The sequence below is a fragment of the Paenibacillus sp. LRG-1 genome (assembly GCF_057220305.1).
This window is the reverse complement of the sequence record NZ_CM170126.1, coordinates 1,665,859-1,680,548: the sequence shown is the minus strand read 5'-3', so window position 1 is coordinate 1,680,548 and position 14,690 is coordinate 1,665,859. Positions and strand designations below refer to the sequence as shown.

Genomic DNA, 14,690 nt, shown 5'->3' with positions numbered 1-14,690 from the left:
TCAAAAGTCGAATTTCACAATTCTTATTCCTCTTCCATTGTATAAAGTTTTCTAGCTATGAGCATTTCCTTTTTCTCAACATATCCATGCGTAAATGAGATGAATCGGGCTATTCTGTAATTCTTACACCCTCATTATAGACGATTACCGTATTGATTATTTCAGACAACATATCGGACAATTAAAAGAAGCCATTCCACAAAAAGAAGAAAAGCTTTGATTGGTATAAAAAAGTAATCGCTACAAATGGCGAGGATTTAGCTTCATTAAGATTGAAAACTGACACCCATTTGTCAGACTCAAACACCTGGCAACTTAAATAGCCAGCCGTCAGATATCAACCGACGGCTGGTTATTTAAGTTTATGTTGCTCCTCATACTACGCCAAACCATTTTGAAAACAACTTCCCAGTCCACCCCAATATGATTACGTTAACAGCAGAATTTAAAAGGTAGAGGGTCCGATACGATGCAAATTCAAACTTAAAGTGACATTAAAGTCACTTTTCTGTACAATATTCCTACTTTTCACTATTATTTTAATTAGGCATCTAAAAACCGCTTTGAAAGCGAAAGGGATGGAACTGTGACTGGATTAAAACAAGTACTCAGAAACAAGAATTATGTCAGGTTTTTTCTGGCAACCTTCGCCTCACAAATGGGAGGAATTATCGGGGTTACTGCATTCATGTTTTATTTGTTGAAACGGTTTACAAATCAGCCATACTATGCAACGCTTGCCGAGTTAATGTATTCGCTTCCGATGCTGGTAGTATTTCTCGTGGTTGGAGTGCTAGCAGATCGGATGGACCGACAAAAAATTGCTGTTAATTGTGACTGGATCAGCGCTTTTTTATCCTTATGTTTGCTTATTTTTATTTGGGTCGATTCGATTCCTTTGATATTTGCCCTCCTCTTCATCCGTAGTGCTGCCTCCAAATTTTTCTTTCCAGCCGAAAGTGCCATTATACAGGGGATATTAAACGAAGAGGATTACACCATTGCCGCAGGCCTCAATCAAATGATGGGGAGTCTTTTCATGTTATTTGGAGGAACTCTAGGGGCCGTCGTTTACTGGCACTTTGGAATTACTGGAGCCATCCTAATTGATGCTGTTTCTTTTATTGTGTCTGCATTGCTTATTCGTTCCTGCAAAATTCCAAAGGAAGTACGCCTTCCGAACGGGGCACATCAATTTAAACAATTAAAATTCAAACTTGTCATGATCGATTTTAAACAAGGGTTTCTTTACATATTACGCAACAGACTATTGCTTTGGTTGGTTTCAGGCTTTTTCATGTTTGGTATTTTAAATGGTGGTTTTAGCGTTTTACCGATGTTTATTCTTAAATATAAGCTAGCTCCAGACAACTATGAGCAGTATATGGTATGGACAGGTATTATTTTTGGAGCTGGTGTGTTGCTTGGTACCCTAATCGCATCTCTCATCTCCGCCAAGCTAAAGCTACACCAAATGATTGCAGCGGGAGTTCTGGTAGCCGGAATGGGTATGTGCACACTTGGATTTGTTGACCACCTCTATGCTTTTCTGATTATCAACTTTGTCATTGCACTGATACTTCCGTTCATTAACATTGGTATAGGAGGATGGCTTCCTCGTATTGTAGATCCTCAAATGATGGGACGAGTGCAAGGTTTGATTAATCCGTTAATGATGCTGTCCCAGTCTCTTACATTAGGTTTCATTGCTGTAAGCTTCCCTTCATTTATTCCAATTGAGCTCTTGTTTTTATTAGTTGGGGTCTGTACCGTTATTGTAGGAATATACTACACTATTGTGCTTCCCCGTTATGCTGATTACAGCACTTCTTCTAAAGCCCTTCAGGAATCTTTATAGGCAAATTAAAAAAGTCATACAGCAGACCATTCCGCCAACGATTGTTGAATTGCCACTTCTGCCTCCGAATCCAATGCAGAGGTGGCTTTATCCATATCTCCTCTCAAATGCTCCACAAGTACATACATTCGTTGCATACGACTAGCTCGTCAAAACCCAGTAGAGACAAGAGCGATAGGGTATGTAATATTCAAAAAAAAACGCCCGGCAGACGCATTAGCTGCATCAGCAGGACATTTTGATAAAAATCGGAGTAGCGGGATTCGAACCCACGACCTCACCCACCCCAAGGGTGCGCGCTACCTAGCTGCGCTATACCCCGATAACCCAGTGTATGTAGATCGATGCTGTTATTTACTATTATATTCTGGTCATAAAATCCTGTAAAGGGATTATTTTCTCATTCTTCCGTTGCATTTTTAAGTTGTTTTCATTATGGTAGATACAAAAGTTAAGAGGTCAAAGACAGAGATCTTAGGAGCTAACCATGCAAAGCAAAAAAGTGCTTATACCCGTTGCATTACTTCTTTTAATACAGTTAAGTGTTCCTATGTGCTATACCTTTGCACAGGATAACCTTGTCATAGATCATGAAACGAAAGAGAGATTCAAAGAACATTATGGCTTGGATGAACCGGAATTTCCTTCATCAAAGCAGCAGCAAAACATATTATTGGGAGGTGATTTTGGATTTACTCCCTCTGGTGATGCTGTTGTGGTGGAATTGACCATATTGATTCGGTATCCGCTCATTTTTATCAGTCAACAACTGGTACATTCACTGAAATCATAATTTTTTTCTACAAGTTCCATGATATAGAGCATAAGAATCATTTATTTCGTAGCAAGTTGTCTGCCACTCGGGGTCACTTCATCCTTCTTATTGAAAAGGTTTAATTCAATGGGGCCCCTCCCATGTAGCCACAGCAGTTCATCGAATAAAAATGTCAGTCCATCCTTAGCGCGTAAGCGTTCGATGATCTCCGTGACAACTTGCATAACTTCCCCTTGTACACCCTCTGCCAGTTGCAAGCCTCCGCTCTCTCCATCCAGGTAAAGATGCGTATGATATGATTGCTCCACCTTCTTCACATGGCGCAAACACAGTATGTCATTTTCGAGGTAAAAGAAATATTGATGGTCATACAGAATCCCCTCGCATATCTCATACATATGAGGTAAATCATATGGCCCCTGAACCATGGATACCCGTTCCAATCCCATTACCCATTCTGTCATACATCCTCGCTCCATTCCTTTGTTCAAAGTTTCTTATTTGCCAATATACTTTCTTCTACAGGTAGTTTTTCAAACTAGGTGGTTGAACGATAATTAATTGCTAATTGTAAAACGTTTTGGTACGATAAGCATATTACTACGACGTTCACAAATAACATTTCAATAAACCAAATGCACATTACAGTGTTATTTTTGTTGTTTTCAGAATACATCGAACAGTGTTTATTGTCAATACTTTGATGTTGCTTTTTAACACTATAGAATGCATTTAGCTGGAGGAAAATATGATAAAGATTCATCTTTCCCGTATTATGGGCGAAAAACGAATAAATATTGCCGAGCTTTCCCGCATGACTGGATTACATAGAAACGGAATCACCAAACTTTACAACGAAGAAACAGACGGTGTGAAATTTGATACGCTAGATAAAATCTGTAAAGCTCTAGACTGCCATGTTCAAGATGTTATCGAGTATGTAGAGGATGATACAGACTAGATCCCTTCCGTTTATTTTCCCCTCCTCTCGCATTAATTGTTTTAGGATTATCAAAATAGTGACTGTTGCTAAATTTAAAGCATTTTGATACTATGAAGGCATCAACTTAGTTTACTTATAATCTTGTTAACTAGATTACTTGATTACAAATATACACTTATGTTTCATACATGTCAACTAGTTTACTTGATTACTTTTTGGAGGAATTGTTGTGATTAGATTTTCTCTTGATAAAATTATGAAAGACCGTGGACTAGAACAGAAAGATATTGTTTCTATTACGGGAATTAATAGGAATACGGTTAAAGCTTTGGCCTCCAACGCAAACGCCCGAATTGACTTTCCAACCTTGAATACACTTTGTAGAACCCTTGGTGTACTCCCTGGTGAACTGATCGAATACTTGCCAGAAGACGACGAAGAGAGCCGCTAACATGCTTAACGGCTCTTTGTTCTTTATATAATATTCAAATTTTTTACTGATCTTCCCATTCAATTGATTTCGATCATCGTAATCCCTTCCTATCGACGATTTCAAATAAACTCTTTCCATGTATGATAAATGTCAAATAAAGCATTAGGGTTACGTTGTCCCTTTAATACTGCAAACATTTTATTCGATAAAATCATGATCACATCCATATCTTTTTGCTTAGTCAAACCAGTGATAACAGGGCGATTAAGGCTAACATACGACTTGGGTTTAAAAACAACTCCCCAATCCAACCCACTGTGATTACTTTTTACAACCTCACCTAGATAAATGGCAATATCCAGTGTAAAAGCTTGGGATTTTGTGTCGAGTTTATTCTCACATATATAGCTCTTCAATCATTCTTCGGTTTCTGAATGCTCCTCATCTAATTCTGAAGCACTTTTACTTTGAATCTGTACATTCCCTAGATACCATTCCCAAATATCTATGAGCAAAAAGGTGGTTGCATTAATTTATATTCCATTTCAAAAATCCCTTCTTGCTTAGCTATCTTAATTCGAAGAAAAATTCACGGTAACACCACCTGATACTAAGATCGTTAGAAGATCCGTAAAATATTGCTGTGGTAAAAATCTATAACCTCTCTCTTCTTGATCCCATTCTTCCTCGAATCTTTCCAAGAAATAATGTACGTTTTTCCAATGGATCGTGAACGGTCCTACTGTCCCAAAACCTCCACAGAGACAGTCCGATATACTGTCCAAGCTAAATCCATAGTACCCTCCAGGCCCATTAATCGCTTCACCAAGTGCTATAAAAAATGTTGTAAAATCAGATATGTATTCGCCGTCCAAGGTGTAGACTTCTCCTCGTTTATCCTGTCTGGCAAAATGATTAGATGCAGAATGTATTCTAGTCACGTTTAGCCACCCAGACCGTTCTTCTTTAGAAAAGCCTTGCCATATATTATTTTCAAGCGACTGAGCGCCCTTTAAAAACTCCCATAATCTTAATTCCACAGGGGAGGGCTTCGTTTCAAGTATACCTGTTAACTCCAGATTGAAGTTTCCTTTATTGTGGTTTAGTTTATGGATTATGTAGGATTCAGGTAGGTGATAATGATAGCTTCCAATCACTGTTTTTTCATCATTTAAAATAGCAATGTACAAGTTGTATACAGATTGTTTTGTCTTTGTTATGCTTTCTATGAATTCTTCGTTAAATACAAATTGCTCAAAAATGACCTTTTCATATGTTTCGACAATGATATCACCCGTTAAACCAACCACATCTCTACAATATCCAACTGTGAGCCCACTTTCATCGTCAATGAAAGCAAATCTATATTTCATATCATATCTCCTCACAATAATTTTAAGGAATGTAGAATTTAGCATTTCGGAATAGAGCAATAATCAATTAATTTGAAGCCAATAAGGTTTAAAGTCATCTACACTTTTTATTTTTTTTAGATCTTCTGCAGGTATTGCAAAATAAATTTTCTCCTTCTCGGACTTAAATGTTAACGAAGCATCATACTTCTTTTCAACAATCCACTGCTTTATTTCCAACATCTCTTGAAGATAATGAGTGGCTGAAAAGTTACCTTTAATAAGAATTGTAGCGTTTGATGAGAAGGCTCGGCTAACAGTAGAATAGCTTGGAATTTCATCGCGGTATATTATAGTATGACTTCCAAGACTATATATATCTACTATCACTTCTGCATCTGATCCTGTAACTTCCTTTGCTTTTTTGGTCACGGCAGTTTTTATCTCATCCATCCAAATAGAACAGGCATAGTTATCCATCATTTGCCCATAATAGTCTTCATCCACCAAAAAAGAAATCCCTGAGTCAGAGATCACATTAGCTATAAATTTATCATTCTTAAAATCATAATCTATTGAATCAATTTTCCAGTTCATAGTGTACGTTTTATGTAGGTAGTCAGTGACGTTACTCCGAAATTGGACTCTTTTTATCGGACTTCCTGTTGTAATGGATACAACTATGTATGCAATTACAATGATGATCACGAATAAAACAGCTTTTTTCAGCACTCCAACCAAACCTCTCTAATAAAGAATCATGTAAAAAGTTCTAAAGATTCCAGCAAAAATTCACGCTTATATTTGTTTTTATAATCGGCTAGCTTTCTTCTTATGATTTGTCTACATATGTCCTTTTGCGCCTTAGTAATTTTAACTTGCACGTTACTTATCAATTAATAGGATTGTCTACTCGCTTCAAAGGTATCATCCAGTAAATCTACCAGCGCCACAACATGAGTAGATACATCAAAAAATTCTAAAGCATATAACAGTGTTCCTCTATTCCCCTTGGTCTTTGGATTTCTTAATAAGTCGATAAGAGGTAACACCGCTTCACTGTCTCCTAGATCAGCTAACGTAATGGCGATTACATTTCTTAGCAATACACTATCCGTCGTTGCTAAATATCTCAATAATATTGGAGTGAATGTATGATCAAGCTTTTCACCTATCTCCTCTATAATCCTTACCGCTTCCTTTAAATCTCCACTTTCTATGACTTCTTCTAAACGCATTTTGTTCATAGTTTACCACCCCACCTTATTACAATATATAGCAACTATCCAGTCTTAATGCAATTCAACAATTTACATATGATAACAATCCTATGTCTCTTTTGTATATAGCGAACATTGTCGAGACCCTAAAGAGATATCCACTCATTGATTTAATATAAACAAAATGTTATATTGTCTATAAAATAACCATCATTTAATTGAGGTGTTTGCTAAAATGGATCATTCCGAACTGTTCTGGAATGCTGGTATCGAAGAACTGAAGCGAGGATATATTCGCCAAGAAGAGCAGGTCATTTGCCTGCTGGACGGACAGCGATTTGAGCAAGGCATTATATATCAGGATCAAGGGGTATTTTATGATGCCGAGAGGTACATGCGCCTTCATATTGAGCGGACGTATGGTTCAGTCTTTGACTATTTGATCGGCTTGGACAAAAAGCTGACTGGACTGACGGATCATCAGAATCGGTTGCTTCAGTTATTTTATCAAGGCATGGGCGATGCGGATATTCAAAAGGAAACTGGAATCGGCAGCGCATCCACTATACGTAATCATCGCTTTGGTCTCAAAGAAAAAGAACGGCAGGCCAAGGTATTTCTCACATTAATGGAGCTGCTAAAGGAGAAGGACCGCCACGCTCCCGCCATTGTAGAAGTACCCATAGGAGCACGGATGGTGGACGAACGCTACAACATTACGGAAAACGAGCGGCAAAAGGTACTCACGAAGTATTTTCCGAATGGGACAGACGGACGCCTAAAGACCTTTAAAATGCAAGAAAAACACAAGCTGATTGTGCTGCGTGAAATTGCGGACCGTTTTGTAAAGGGACAAATATATCATGAGAAAGATATCAATGCGATTTTACAGGAAGTGTATGACGATTATGTCACGGTGCGAAGATATATGATTGAATACAATCTATTGGATCGTAAGCCGGATGGCAGTGAATATTGGTTGAAGGAATCTTGAATCTCAACGTTTATGAAGTCAGCAATTTGCATAATTCGATTCCCAACGCTCGTAGGTACAATATATAGACGAACTAAATCGTTTCGATCTATACATTGCTGATTTGAAAATGCTCTTGGGATTTATGCAAAATGCTCAAATAGGAGGATTCGACAATGAATCGAAGAAAAGAATTGGTGCAGCAGTACATGGAGATGAAGACAGAGGCAGGAATCTATTGCATTCGAAATACACGTAATGGGAAAATTTTCGTCTCTTCCACGCCGAATTTAAAGTCGCTGAATGGACGGCGTTTTGAGCTGAACATGGGTGGATTTAAGAATAAACAACTACAACAGGAATGGAATGAGTATGGCGAAGATTCGTTTGAATTTGAAGTGCTGGACGTTTTGAAGAAAAAGGACTCAGCGTTCTTTGATGTCAAAGATGCACTAGCAAAGCTGGAGCAGACCTGGCTTGATCGACTCCAGCCTTACGGGGACAAAGGGTATTTGTAAACTTACCGATCCACGGGATGCTCTTCCCGAAGGTATCCAAAAATAACAGCGTCGACAAATTGACCTTTTTCATAAAAATAGTCTCTCAGGTGACCCTCTTTAGTAAAGCCACTTTTGAGTAGCAGCCGTCTGGAGCCTTCGTTATCTGGATCAATGAAGGCTTCTATACGGTGAACCTGCGGCAATTGAAAGCCATAATTCACGACTACCTTCATCGCTTCTGTCATCAGACCTTGCCGCCAATATTCCGGTGCCAGCTCATACCCAATTTCAATACGGGAGTGCTCCTTGTGCCAGTTATGGAATCCAATTGTACCCACGATCCGCTCAGGAGCTTCTTTTAACGTAATCCCCCAACGAAAGCCCTCTTGCTTCTCATATCTGGTTAGCATCGAACGAATAAATTTTTCGGCTTGCTCTACTTCTGTAAAGCTTTCCAAGTCATAATATTGTGTGACCTCATCCTTGGAGAAATAGCCGAACACATCCTCCGCATCCCCTACTGTAAGCTGTCTTAAACGAAGCCTATCGGTTTCTAAAATCGGAAACGTTTCCATTGACATTATCCATCTCCTTCACATCGAAGAATCTATCTTATCAGCCACCAGCCAATCCCAACCATCACTCCATTTATGAAGAATAATACAATACATGCTCTCCACTTGTTGCTTTCACTTGTTTGAAAAAAAACAGTCACTTTACTACGACACATGAACAACGTAAACAACAAATTCCAAATAATACGCATACCATATTTTACGTAGTATAGAGCAGGGTTTAGCTGTACACCGCCCAACGTTGGAGGGACATCCGGAATAAACAGAATTGCACACGTATAACGCATGGTCTCATATGTAAAATAAAATACTGCCAGCCACCAAGCCCACTTCTTACCAAATAACATGCCGACACCGGCAGTCGTCCCTGCCAAACCGAGTAACGCGATAAACCCTTGAAACATGCCCCTACAAATGCCTACTAACGTAGAAGCCTCATTTAATGCATTAAGCGTCAATAGCTGGGTCACCAACAGAAGTGCTCCATTAAAGATCAATAAAATGGCTGAAATGCTTACACCTAAAGGTCGTTCGAAAACCACGTTCGTTACATAATCTTCTACTTCTTTTTTCGTATACAGATCTGACACTTCTTCTACTCTCCTAACCCAAATTATATACATCCATTTTCGGGCGGGTATAATAACAGTATGTTCTCGCCTCATTCCCATATATCGGCTTTTAGGAAAATATGGTTTAATCTTTCCTGAAAATTCCGTATCCGTAGGCTAATCATTATTATTCATGGCAGCCATGCTGCTAATGATCATCCTCTAATGGTGTCAAATTAGCGTCATGAGAATCTCTATCATTAACAGAATCCCAAATAGAGTAATATCTATCCTTATACTACCATTCCAAGAATGAATCTGACAAATGAATAGACTACTACTCGCGCTTATGAATGTAAACGCGTTATTTTCGTGGCCCTGTAACCTTCAGATGACTGGATATACTCTACTTGATAACCCATTCGGGCATCCAAAAGCTCTTCCATAAACGGAAGGCACGGACTGTAAATAAAAGTCCCTCCTGGCCGAATGGCTCTAAGCAATTCCATATATTTGCGAGCGTACTCATGAATATTACCATCTGCCTTCAGATGATGATGTATAAAATGATTGGAGAATGCCATATGTGAAATGATCGTCCCCCATGCACGTTCTCCAAAGGTGATCTCTAACCAATCTCCTTGAGTGACACAACCTTCTGTTTCAGCCAACCGATCTGTTCCGTAAGCCTCAATTCCACAGGCACGTAAATAAGTAACTAACCGTGCCTCAGATCCGCATCCAACGTCTAGAACAGGCTCTTGCAAACGAGCAATGTCCAATCCCAGTAGATTGGCTTGCAACTCCGGCGTATACTCCTCACAAGGTATCCAAAAGGTATACTCACACTCTGCATACTTAGCAAACATTTCACGTCCGTTGGTACGAGTTAAAAAATCTCTCAAATGCCCGTAATGCTGCTGGAGCAGCAAGTCCAGGGTTGCTCTATCTATGAATTTCTTCTGGAACAACTTTTCAATCCGGGTGAAAAGTCGATCATACAGCTCCGTAAGCTCCCTCGCATGATCTGGGTGAAAATGTAGATACTGATTGGTATTTACAAACTGGGACAGTATTTTAGCCGCTACATCCGTCACAAAAGCATTATACGTATGCTGGCGCTTCAAGCTTTGAAGCATGAGGATCAGTTCCGAGCTTCTCTGCGTCAGCCAGTACGTCATTTCTGTTGAAGGTCCTAACAGAACAGAACCCTCGCGCATATAAAATAAACTCCGATGCTGATTGTACAGGAGTTGACCGTTAATAAGATTATGAAGTTGAGCGACTGTCATTCTCGCTTCCTCCTTAAGATCCAGAACATTAAAGCCCTACCCAAGCCTAAACAATGTTATCTTTGGGTAGGGCCAGCTTATTTTCTAAGTATACCATGACTATGGAAATAATGTTTTATTGCGAATCTTCCGCCTGTACATAAGAGGATAAAGGAATATTCAACTCACGTATTCCCTGAGCTACCAGCCGAGCTATTTGCTCCGCACCGTATTCCTGAAAATGTGTATCATCCTTCACTCCATCAGGAAATGCAGGATACACCCCTGGCTCCAAGTGTAAAAATAACGGGAGTGTTCCTTCCAGACCAAGTGTATCATAGTACGCTACACTCAAGCGGCTAAGATCGACCAGTGCAACATCTGTCTCCGATGCTGTTTCCTTCATGGCCTGCACATATTCCGGGAAACTAATCCGAAACGAGGTACTTGCCGCATCATAATCCCGGCGGCCAACAGGAGTAATTAGCACAGGCGTTGCACCGCGTTGGATGGCTCCTTGGATGTAGGTTTTTAAATAAACTTTGTAATCCGCGGGTGAAACATAACGCTCTTGGTTGTTGATCGCGGCATCATTATGTCCAAACTGTATGAGCAGATAATCTCCTGGACAGATATTGCGTAAAATATCATCTAACCGCCCTTGTACCAGAAAGGTTTTCGTGCTTCGTCCACCAATAGAACGGTTCACAAAAATAGGCTCATCTGTGAAGAACGGAGCAATCATTTGCCCCCAGCCCGCCTGAGGCTTCATCGCGGATTTATAGGTTTGAACCGTAGAATCTCCCGCAAGGTATACCGAAGGGTGTTCTCCAGCCGTTCGAGCATCCTTTGGAGTAATAACCAAAGCGTTAATCTTCGCTTCATTACCTGAGAAATACAATTCAAGCTGCCCATCGATGAGTGCAAGTTCAAATCCAGCCTCGACAAATTGTCCTGCTGTTTTGGCAGTAGGTTCTACCTTGACGATGGACTCGGCTTTAACCGTAATGTCTGTGTTTCCGGCAGTATCTCCGGCAATTAGGGAAAGCGTGTAATCCGCAGGTGGTAAATTGACGACAAATGATGATCCTTGAACACGAACAAAATCTGAGCGTATAGCATCACTTCCACCACGATCCTCTTCATTCACTTTGGAAAGATCGGTAAATCCATAGCCTCGCTCAGGCGTGTAAACATCCTTGGCAGTGACTTGGGTGTAGCCGTCAGCTACGTTCCCAGGGCCAAAGTCAAATCGAAGAGGCGCCGCAAGCTGTCTTTCGGCCAGTGCCTGCCCTGGGATAAGTATGGTTGCAAACAACAAGCTGAACCCTGCGCATAATCCAATCATCTTACCGAACAACCTGTGACGCTTTCCCTTTTGTTTCAAGCGCAACCCTCGCTTTTCAGGTTATTTGAGTGGTTTGTCATTGTCTCTACGTGTATTGCTCCCCGCCAGCTTTTGACAACCTTGATCCAGCGCCCAGGATACCACAATGCCAACCGTGTACCTGATCAGATCCGCGGTCAGGAACCCTTTCCCAAGCACCAAGCCGCCCAGCGTCGTTGCCCGAATGTGGTTAATCCAGGGAGCCTGGTACATCTGGCTGAACTCAATGGCGAAGCAAAACAGCAAGCTGCCCCACAGAGCTACAGACAATTGACGATTCACCCACAACATTCTCAGCCCAAAATAAATCATGCACGCCCACAAGGCATCCCCAAAGTGATCAGCAACGAATTCAGGCAACCGGGAGGAGTAAACCCGGCTTCCCAAACCCAACAAGATCGTGACCAGCACAGCAATTAGGTACGCAGCGCGAGCCTTCCAGCTGAATTTCGCCTTTATTTCCCGATTGGCCTTCCTAATGACGCTCTTACGAACGCTCCTCATGCTAAATCACCTGTCCTAATGCTGAGACATCTCCGCCAAGCTGCTGGAAATTCGTAAAGCATCCTCTCTTGGATAGCGCTTGCAAGATTGCTGAACCTTTTGCTGATGTCATATTGTATGCACACCAACTTGTCTGTATTTTTCATAATATAATTAATCATAATGAGCCTCCGTAATATCGTACAAACGTATCAGCAACTTCCAAACTGTTCGTGTGAGGATACTAAAATTCAATACCACGCACCTTGGCAAAAACCATTTGGTGTACCATGCTTCCCTCTTCATCATACTCGACGTTTCTTAAAATCCCCTCCAGTGTAAAACCTGCACGTTCCGCTACCTTGGCGCTGCGCGTGTTTCTGGAATCACAACGAATCTCCACCCGATTGGCGTGTAAATGCTGTATGGAAAAATCGGTAATACCGTGTACGGCCTCTGTTATAATGCCTTTTCCGGTCCATGATGTTCTGAGCCAATACCCAATTTCAAATCTTCGTGCATCCCAATCAATACGATGCAGACCGCTGCTGGCTACAAATTCTCCCGAAACCGTATCAAATATATACAACATCATATCAGACCGATCCAGAAATTTAAGTCTGGCTTGGCGCGAACGGATTTCAGATTCCTCTGCCGTAGGAAGATTTCTTGCAAACGGAAGCCAAGGCCGCAGTTCATTCGCACTCTCTCTCATCGCCTCATTGACTGCCGCCCCATCCCCCCATTGCGGAGCGCGTATGGTCAATCGTTCCGTCTGGAATTGGTCAGGGAACGATAAGAGAATGGGATTCGGTTGCTGCTCCATACTCATGATGCACCCTCCTCCTTATTCGTTGAATAACTGCGACGATCCAGCCAACCTGTGATTTCACGCAAACTCCCAATCTGATAATCCGGTACAATGCCTGTTTCCTGCCACGTCATAAAGCCTTCCAGCCAGATGGTATGCAATCCTGCACTTTGTGCACCACGAATATCATTTGTCGGGTGATCGCCTACATAACAGGCATGGCCGGGATCGACAATGTCCAGCTCATTCAGAGCCAACTCGAAAATTCGAGGATTAGGCTTCTGGATGTTGACGCCGCCCGATACGATAATAGAATCCACATAATCCCTCAGCATAACTCGGTCGATTTTCGCTTGCTGCGTGCGGAGTGAGCCGTTGGTAATAATACCCAGCTTCAAGCCACGCGACCGCAGTTCGGACAACACTTCCTTGGCCCCGTCCATCAACACCGTAAACTTATGAAATTCACCATACCAAAAGCCCAGCATCTCTTGTACTGACGTATCGGAATTTTTCAGTTCCAAGTCTGCATGCAGCTCGGTATACAGTTCCCTCTTATCCCGGTACCCGTCCTGATCCGCCAAACGTATCTGTTCAACAACAGCCGCGCGGCTCGCCGGTTCTTCTGCCACAATAAATCGTTCAATAAAGCGCTCTGTATATGCCGCAAACGCCTGTTTACGATGAATAAGAGTATTATCCAGATCAAAAATAATCGCTTCTATGGACATAAATAGCTCCCTTCCTTCATCTTCTTGCACCGATTAGGCTGAAACAAATTGAATAATTCCTATTAGAAATAAAAGAAAAAAAACAGACAAGAAAACGATGATCATGTACTTCAAGATTCTCTTGGAGGTCGACTTTTGTTCCAGTTTGATCTCGATCTGGGTCAACCTTTCTTTGATTTCTTCCAAATCCTGCTCCACCTTCACATCATGCTCCCCTTCCTTCGTTTCGACTTATTCATCTTCCTGACACTCACTCACACAAGTTGCTCCAAAAACGCACTTTTTTTACGGCATTAAAATCAATTTGTTCATAAGGCTTCTCCCCAAATTCCAGCTTGAAATACTCCTGCAAACATTCCCCATACACGATAATATCCGTTTGATACACTGAAAATACCGGATTTCCTTCTTCAGATGGCTGCTCTGGGATATATCGATGTCCGTTGATCGGGATTAGCTTGGGCACACGTAAAAACTCACGTTTACATATATCAACGGCTTCCGCCGAATCTGTCGGTTTTTCGCCCCATTCGGGAGGCCAGAATATATGCTGCTCTACATCAAAAATCATACCTTCCAGTGGCCAATTCAACCTTTGCCGAATTACACCCATCCGCTGTGGTGACGTATCTCTCCAAGGGATAAAGCCTTTACCGATGGGAAGAACACTCATCAGAAGCTCCCTCAAATCGGGCGGGAAGTGAATATCATACCTGTCTTCGACGTCGGTAACCTCTTGTATGGATAAGCCTGGAGCTAGGGTCACATCGTGTTTACGTAATAAATCTATGATATAAGCGATATCCATCTCTTATCGACTCCTCAGC

The 14,690-nt window shown here is 41.3% G+C and carries 20 protein-coding genes and 1 tRNA gene; 6 read left to right on the top strand and 15 right to left on the bottom strand.

The annotated features are described in order from the left end of the window. Nucleotides 1-586: 586 nt before the first annotated feature. Nucleotides 587-1,858: an MFS transporter gene (locus ACUUJN_RS07460; RefSeq protein ID WP_076294956.1), complete on the top strand. Its 1,272-nt coding sequence runs from the start codon at nucleotides 587-589 to the stop codon at nucleotides 1,856-1,858. A 14-nt stretch (nucleotides 1,859-1,872) separates the two neighbouring features. Here ACUUJN_RS07460 and ACUUJN_RS07455 read toward each other — a convergent pair whose 3' ends face one another. Next, nucleotides 1,873-1,995, bottom strand: a complete 123-nt coding sequence (locus ACUUJN_RS07455) for a hypothetical protein (RefSeq protein ID WP_256026503.1) — start codon at nucleotides 1,993-1,995, stop codon at nucleotides 1,873-1,875. A 111-nt stretch (nucleotides 1,996-2,106) separates the two neighbouring features. Continuing rightward, nucleotides 2,107-2,180: transfer RNA gene (locus ACUUJN_RS07450), tRNA-Pro, on the bottom strand. 165 nt (nucleotides 2,181-2,345) lie between these two features. Between ACUUJN_RS07450 and ACUUJN_RS07445 the strand changes: the two genes are divergently transcribed. Further along, on the top strand, nucleotides 2,346-2,651 hold the full coding sequence (locus tag ACUUJN_RS07445) for a hypothetical protein (protein ID WP_023987743.1): 306 nt from the start codon (nucleotides 2,346-2,348) through the stop codon (nucleotides 2,649-2,651). A 41-nt stretch (nucleotides 2,652-2,692) separates the two neighbouring features. Here the strand turns inward: ACUUJN_RS07445 and ACUUJN_RS07440 are convergent, their stop codons facing one another. Further along, a complete protein-coding gene (locus ACUUJN_RS07440) occupies nucleotides 2,693-3,097 on the bottom strand; it encodes a hypothetical protein (protein ID WP_076294957.1) in 405 nt (134 codons plus the stop codon). Nucleotides 3,098-3,381: 284 nt separating this feature from the next. On the opposite strand from ACUUJN_RS07440, the gene ACUUJN_RS07435 reads away from it, so the two are divergent. Further along, nucleotides 3,382-3,594: a helix-turn-helix domain-containing protein gene (locus ACUUJN_RS07435; RefSeq protein ID WP_023987741.1), complete on the top strand. Its 213-nt coding sequence runs from the start codon at nucleotides 3,382-3,384 to the stop codon at nucleotides 3,592-3,594. A 211-nt stretch (nucleotides 3,595-3,805) separates the two neighbouring features. After that, complete coding sequence (locus ACUUJN_RS07430; RefSeq protein WP_010349271.1) at nucleotides 3,806-4,027, top strand: helix-turn-helix domain-containing protein; 222 nt, start codon at nucleotides 3,806-3,808, stop codon at nucleotides 4,025-4,027. Nucleotides 4,028-4,128: 101 nt separating this feature from the next. On the opposite strand, the gene ACUUJN_RS07425 is transcribed toward ACUUJN_RS07430, so the two are convergent. The 4 genes from ACUUJN_RS07425 to ACUUJN_RS07410 form a co-directional block, all read right to left on the bottom strand. After that, nucleotides 4,129-4,425, bottom strand: coding sequence for a hypothetical protein (locus ACUUJN_RS07425; protein WP_023987740.1), 297 nt, complete (start codon nucleotides 4,423-4,425; stop codon nucleotides 4,129-4,131). Nucleotides 4,426-4,581: 156 nt separating this feature from the next. Then, nucleotides 4,582-5,382, bottom strand: a complete 801-nt coding sequence (locus ACUUJN_RS07420; RefSeq protein WP_076294958.1) for a barstar family protein — start codon at nucleotides 5,380-5,382, stop codon at nucleotides 4,582-4,584. A gap of 63 nt (nucleotides 5,383-5,445) precedes the next feature. Continuing rightward, nucleotides 5,446-6,093, bottom strand: coding sequence for a YfjL-like protein (locus ACUUJN_RS07415; protein ID WP_484669468.1), 648 nt, complete (start codon nucleotides 6,091-6,093; stop codon nucleotides 5,446-5,448). Between the two features lie 164 nt (nucleotides 6,094-6,257). Then, a complete protein-coding gene (locus ACUUJN_RS07410; protein WP_256704465.1) occupies nucleotides 6,258-6,608 on the bottom strand; it encodes a HEAT repeat domain-containing protein in 351 nt (116 codons plus the stop codon). Nucleotides 6,609-6,816: 208 nt separating this feature from the next. Here ACUUJN_RS07410 and ACUUJN_RS07405 point away from each other — a divergent pair, with 208 nt between their 5' ends. Further along, nucleotides 6,817-7,575, top strand: a complete 759-nt coding sequence (locus ACUUJN_RS07405) for a DUF2087 domain-containing protein (RefSeq protein WP_023987737.1) — start codon at nucleotides 6,817-6,819, stop codon at nucleotides 7,573-7,575. 155 nt (nucleotides 7,576-7,730) lie between these two features. Beyond that, nucleotides 7,731-8,072: a GIY-YIG nuclease family protein gene (locus ACUUJN_RS07400; protein ID WP_025724270.1), complete on the top strand. Its 342-nt coding sequence runs from the start codon at nucleotides 7,731-7,733 to the stop codon at nucleotides 8,070-8,072. Nucleotides 8,073-8,074: 2 nt separating this feature from the next. Here ACUUJN_RS07400 and ACUUJN_RS07395 read toward each other — a convergent pair whose 3' ends face one another. The 8 genes from ACUUJN_RS07395 to ACUUJN_RS07360 all read right to left on the bottom strand — a co-directional run bounded on the left by ACUUJN_RS07395 (nucleotide 8,075) and on the right by ACUUJN_RS07360 (nucleotide 14,671). Continuing rightward, nucleotides 8,075-8,635, bottom strand: coding sequence for a GNAT family N-acetyltransferase (locus ACUUJN_RS07395; RefSeq protein WP_076294962.1), 561 nt, complete (start codon nucleotides 8,633-8,635; stop codon nucleotides 8,075-8,077). A gap of 26 nt (nucleotides 8,636-8,661) precedes the next feature. Next, nucleotides 8,662-9,219, bottom strand: coding sequence for a hypothetical protein (locus ACUUJN_RS07390; RefSeq protein ID WP_023987734.1), 558 nt, complete (start codon nucleotides 9,217-9,219; stop codon nucleotides 8,662-8,664). A gap of 308 nt (nucleotides 9,220-9,527) precedes the next feature. Next, on the bottom strand, nucleotides 9,528-10,472 hold the full coding sequence (locus ACUUJN_RS07385) for a class I SAM-dependent methyltransferase (RefSeq protein ID WP_076158081.1): 945 nt from the start codon (nucleotides 10,470-10,472) through the stop codon (nucleotides 9,528-9,530). 115 nt (nucleotides 10,473-10,587) lie between these two features. After that, on the bottom strand, nucleotides 10,588-11,799 hold the full coding sequence (locus tag ACUUJN_RS07380; RefSeq protein WP_484669738.1) for a rhamnogalacturonan acetylesterase: 1,212 nt from the start codon (nucleotides 11,797-11,799) through the stop codon (nucleotides 10,588-10,590). A 60-nt stretch (nucleotides 11,800-11,859) separates the two neighbouring features. Next, nucleotides 11,860-12,342, bottom strand: a complete 483-nt coding sequence (locus ACUUJN_RS07375) for a ribosomal maturation YjgA family protein (protein ID WP_484669467.1) — start codon at nucleotides 12,340-12,342, stop codon at nucleotides 11,860-11,862. 223 nt (nucleotides 12,343-12,565) lie between these two features. After that, nucleotides 12,566-13,153 (bottom strand): GNAT family N-acetyltransferase, encoded by a 588-nt coding sequence (locus tag ACUUJN_RS07370; RefSeq protein ID WP_023987729.1) that lies wholly within the window; start codon nucleotides 13,151-13,153, stop codon nucleotides 12,566-12,568. Continuing rightward, nucleotides 13,150-13,863, bottom strand: a complete 714-nt coding sequence (locus tag ACUUJN_RS07365) for an HAD family hydrolase (RefSeq protein ID WP_071558992.1) — start codon at nucleotides 13,861-13,863, stop codon at nucleotides 13,150-13,152. The genes ACUUJN_RS07370 and ACUUJN_RS07365 overlap by 4 nt, the downstream gene beginning before the upstream one ends. Nucleotides 13,864-14,113: 250 nt before the next feature. Continuing rightward, nucleotides 14,114-14,671, bottom strand: a complete 558-nt coding sequence (locus tag ACUUJN_RS07360) for an SMI1/KNR4 family protein (RefSeq protein WP_023987726.1) — start codon at nucleotides 14,669-14,671, stop codon at nucleotides 14,114-14,116. Between the last annotated feature and the right edge of the window lie 19 nt (nucleotides 14,672-14,690).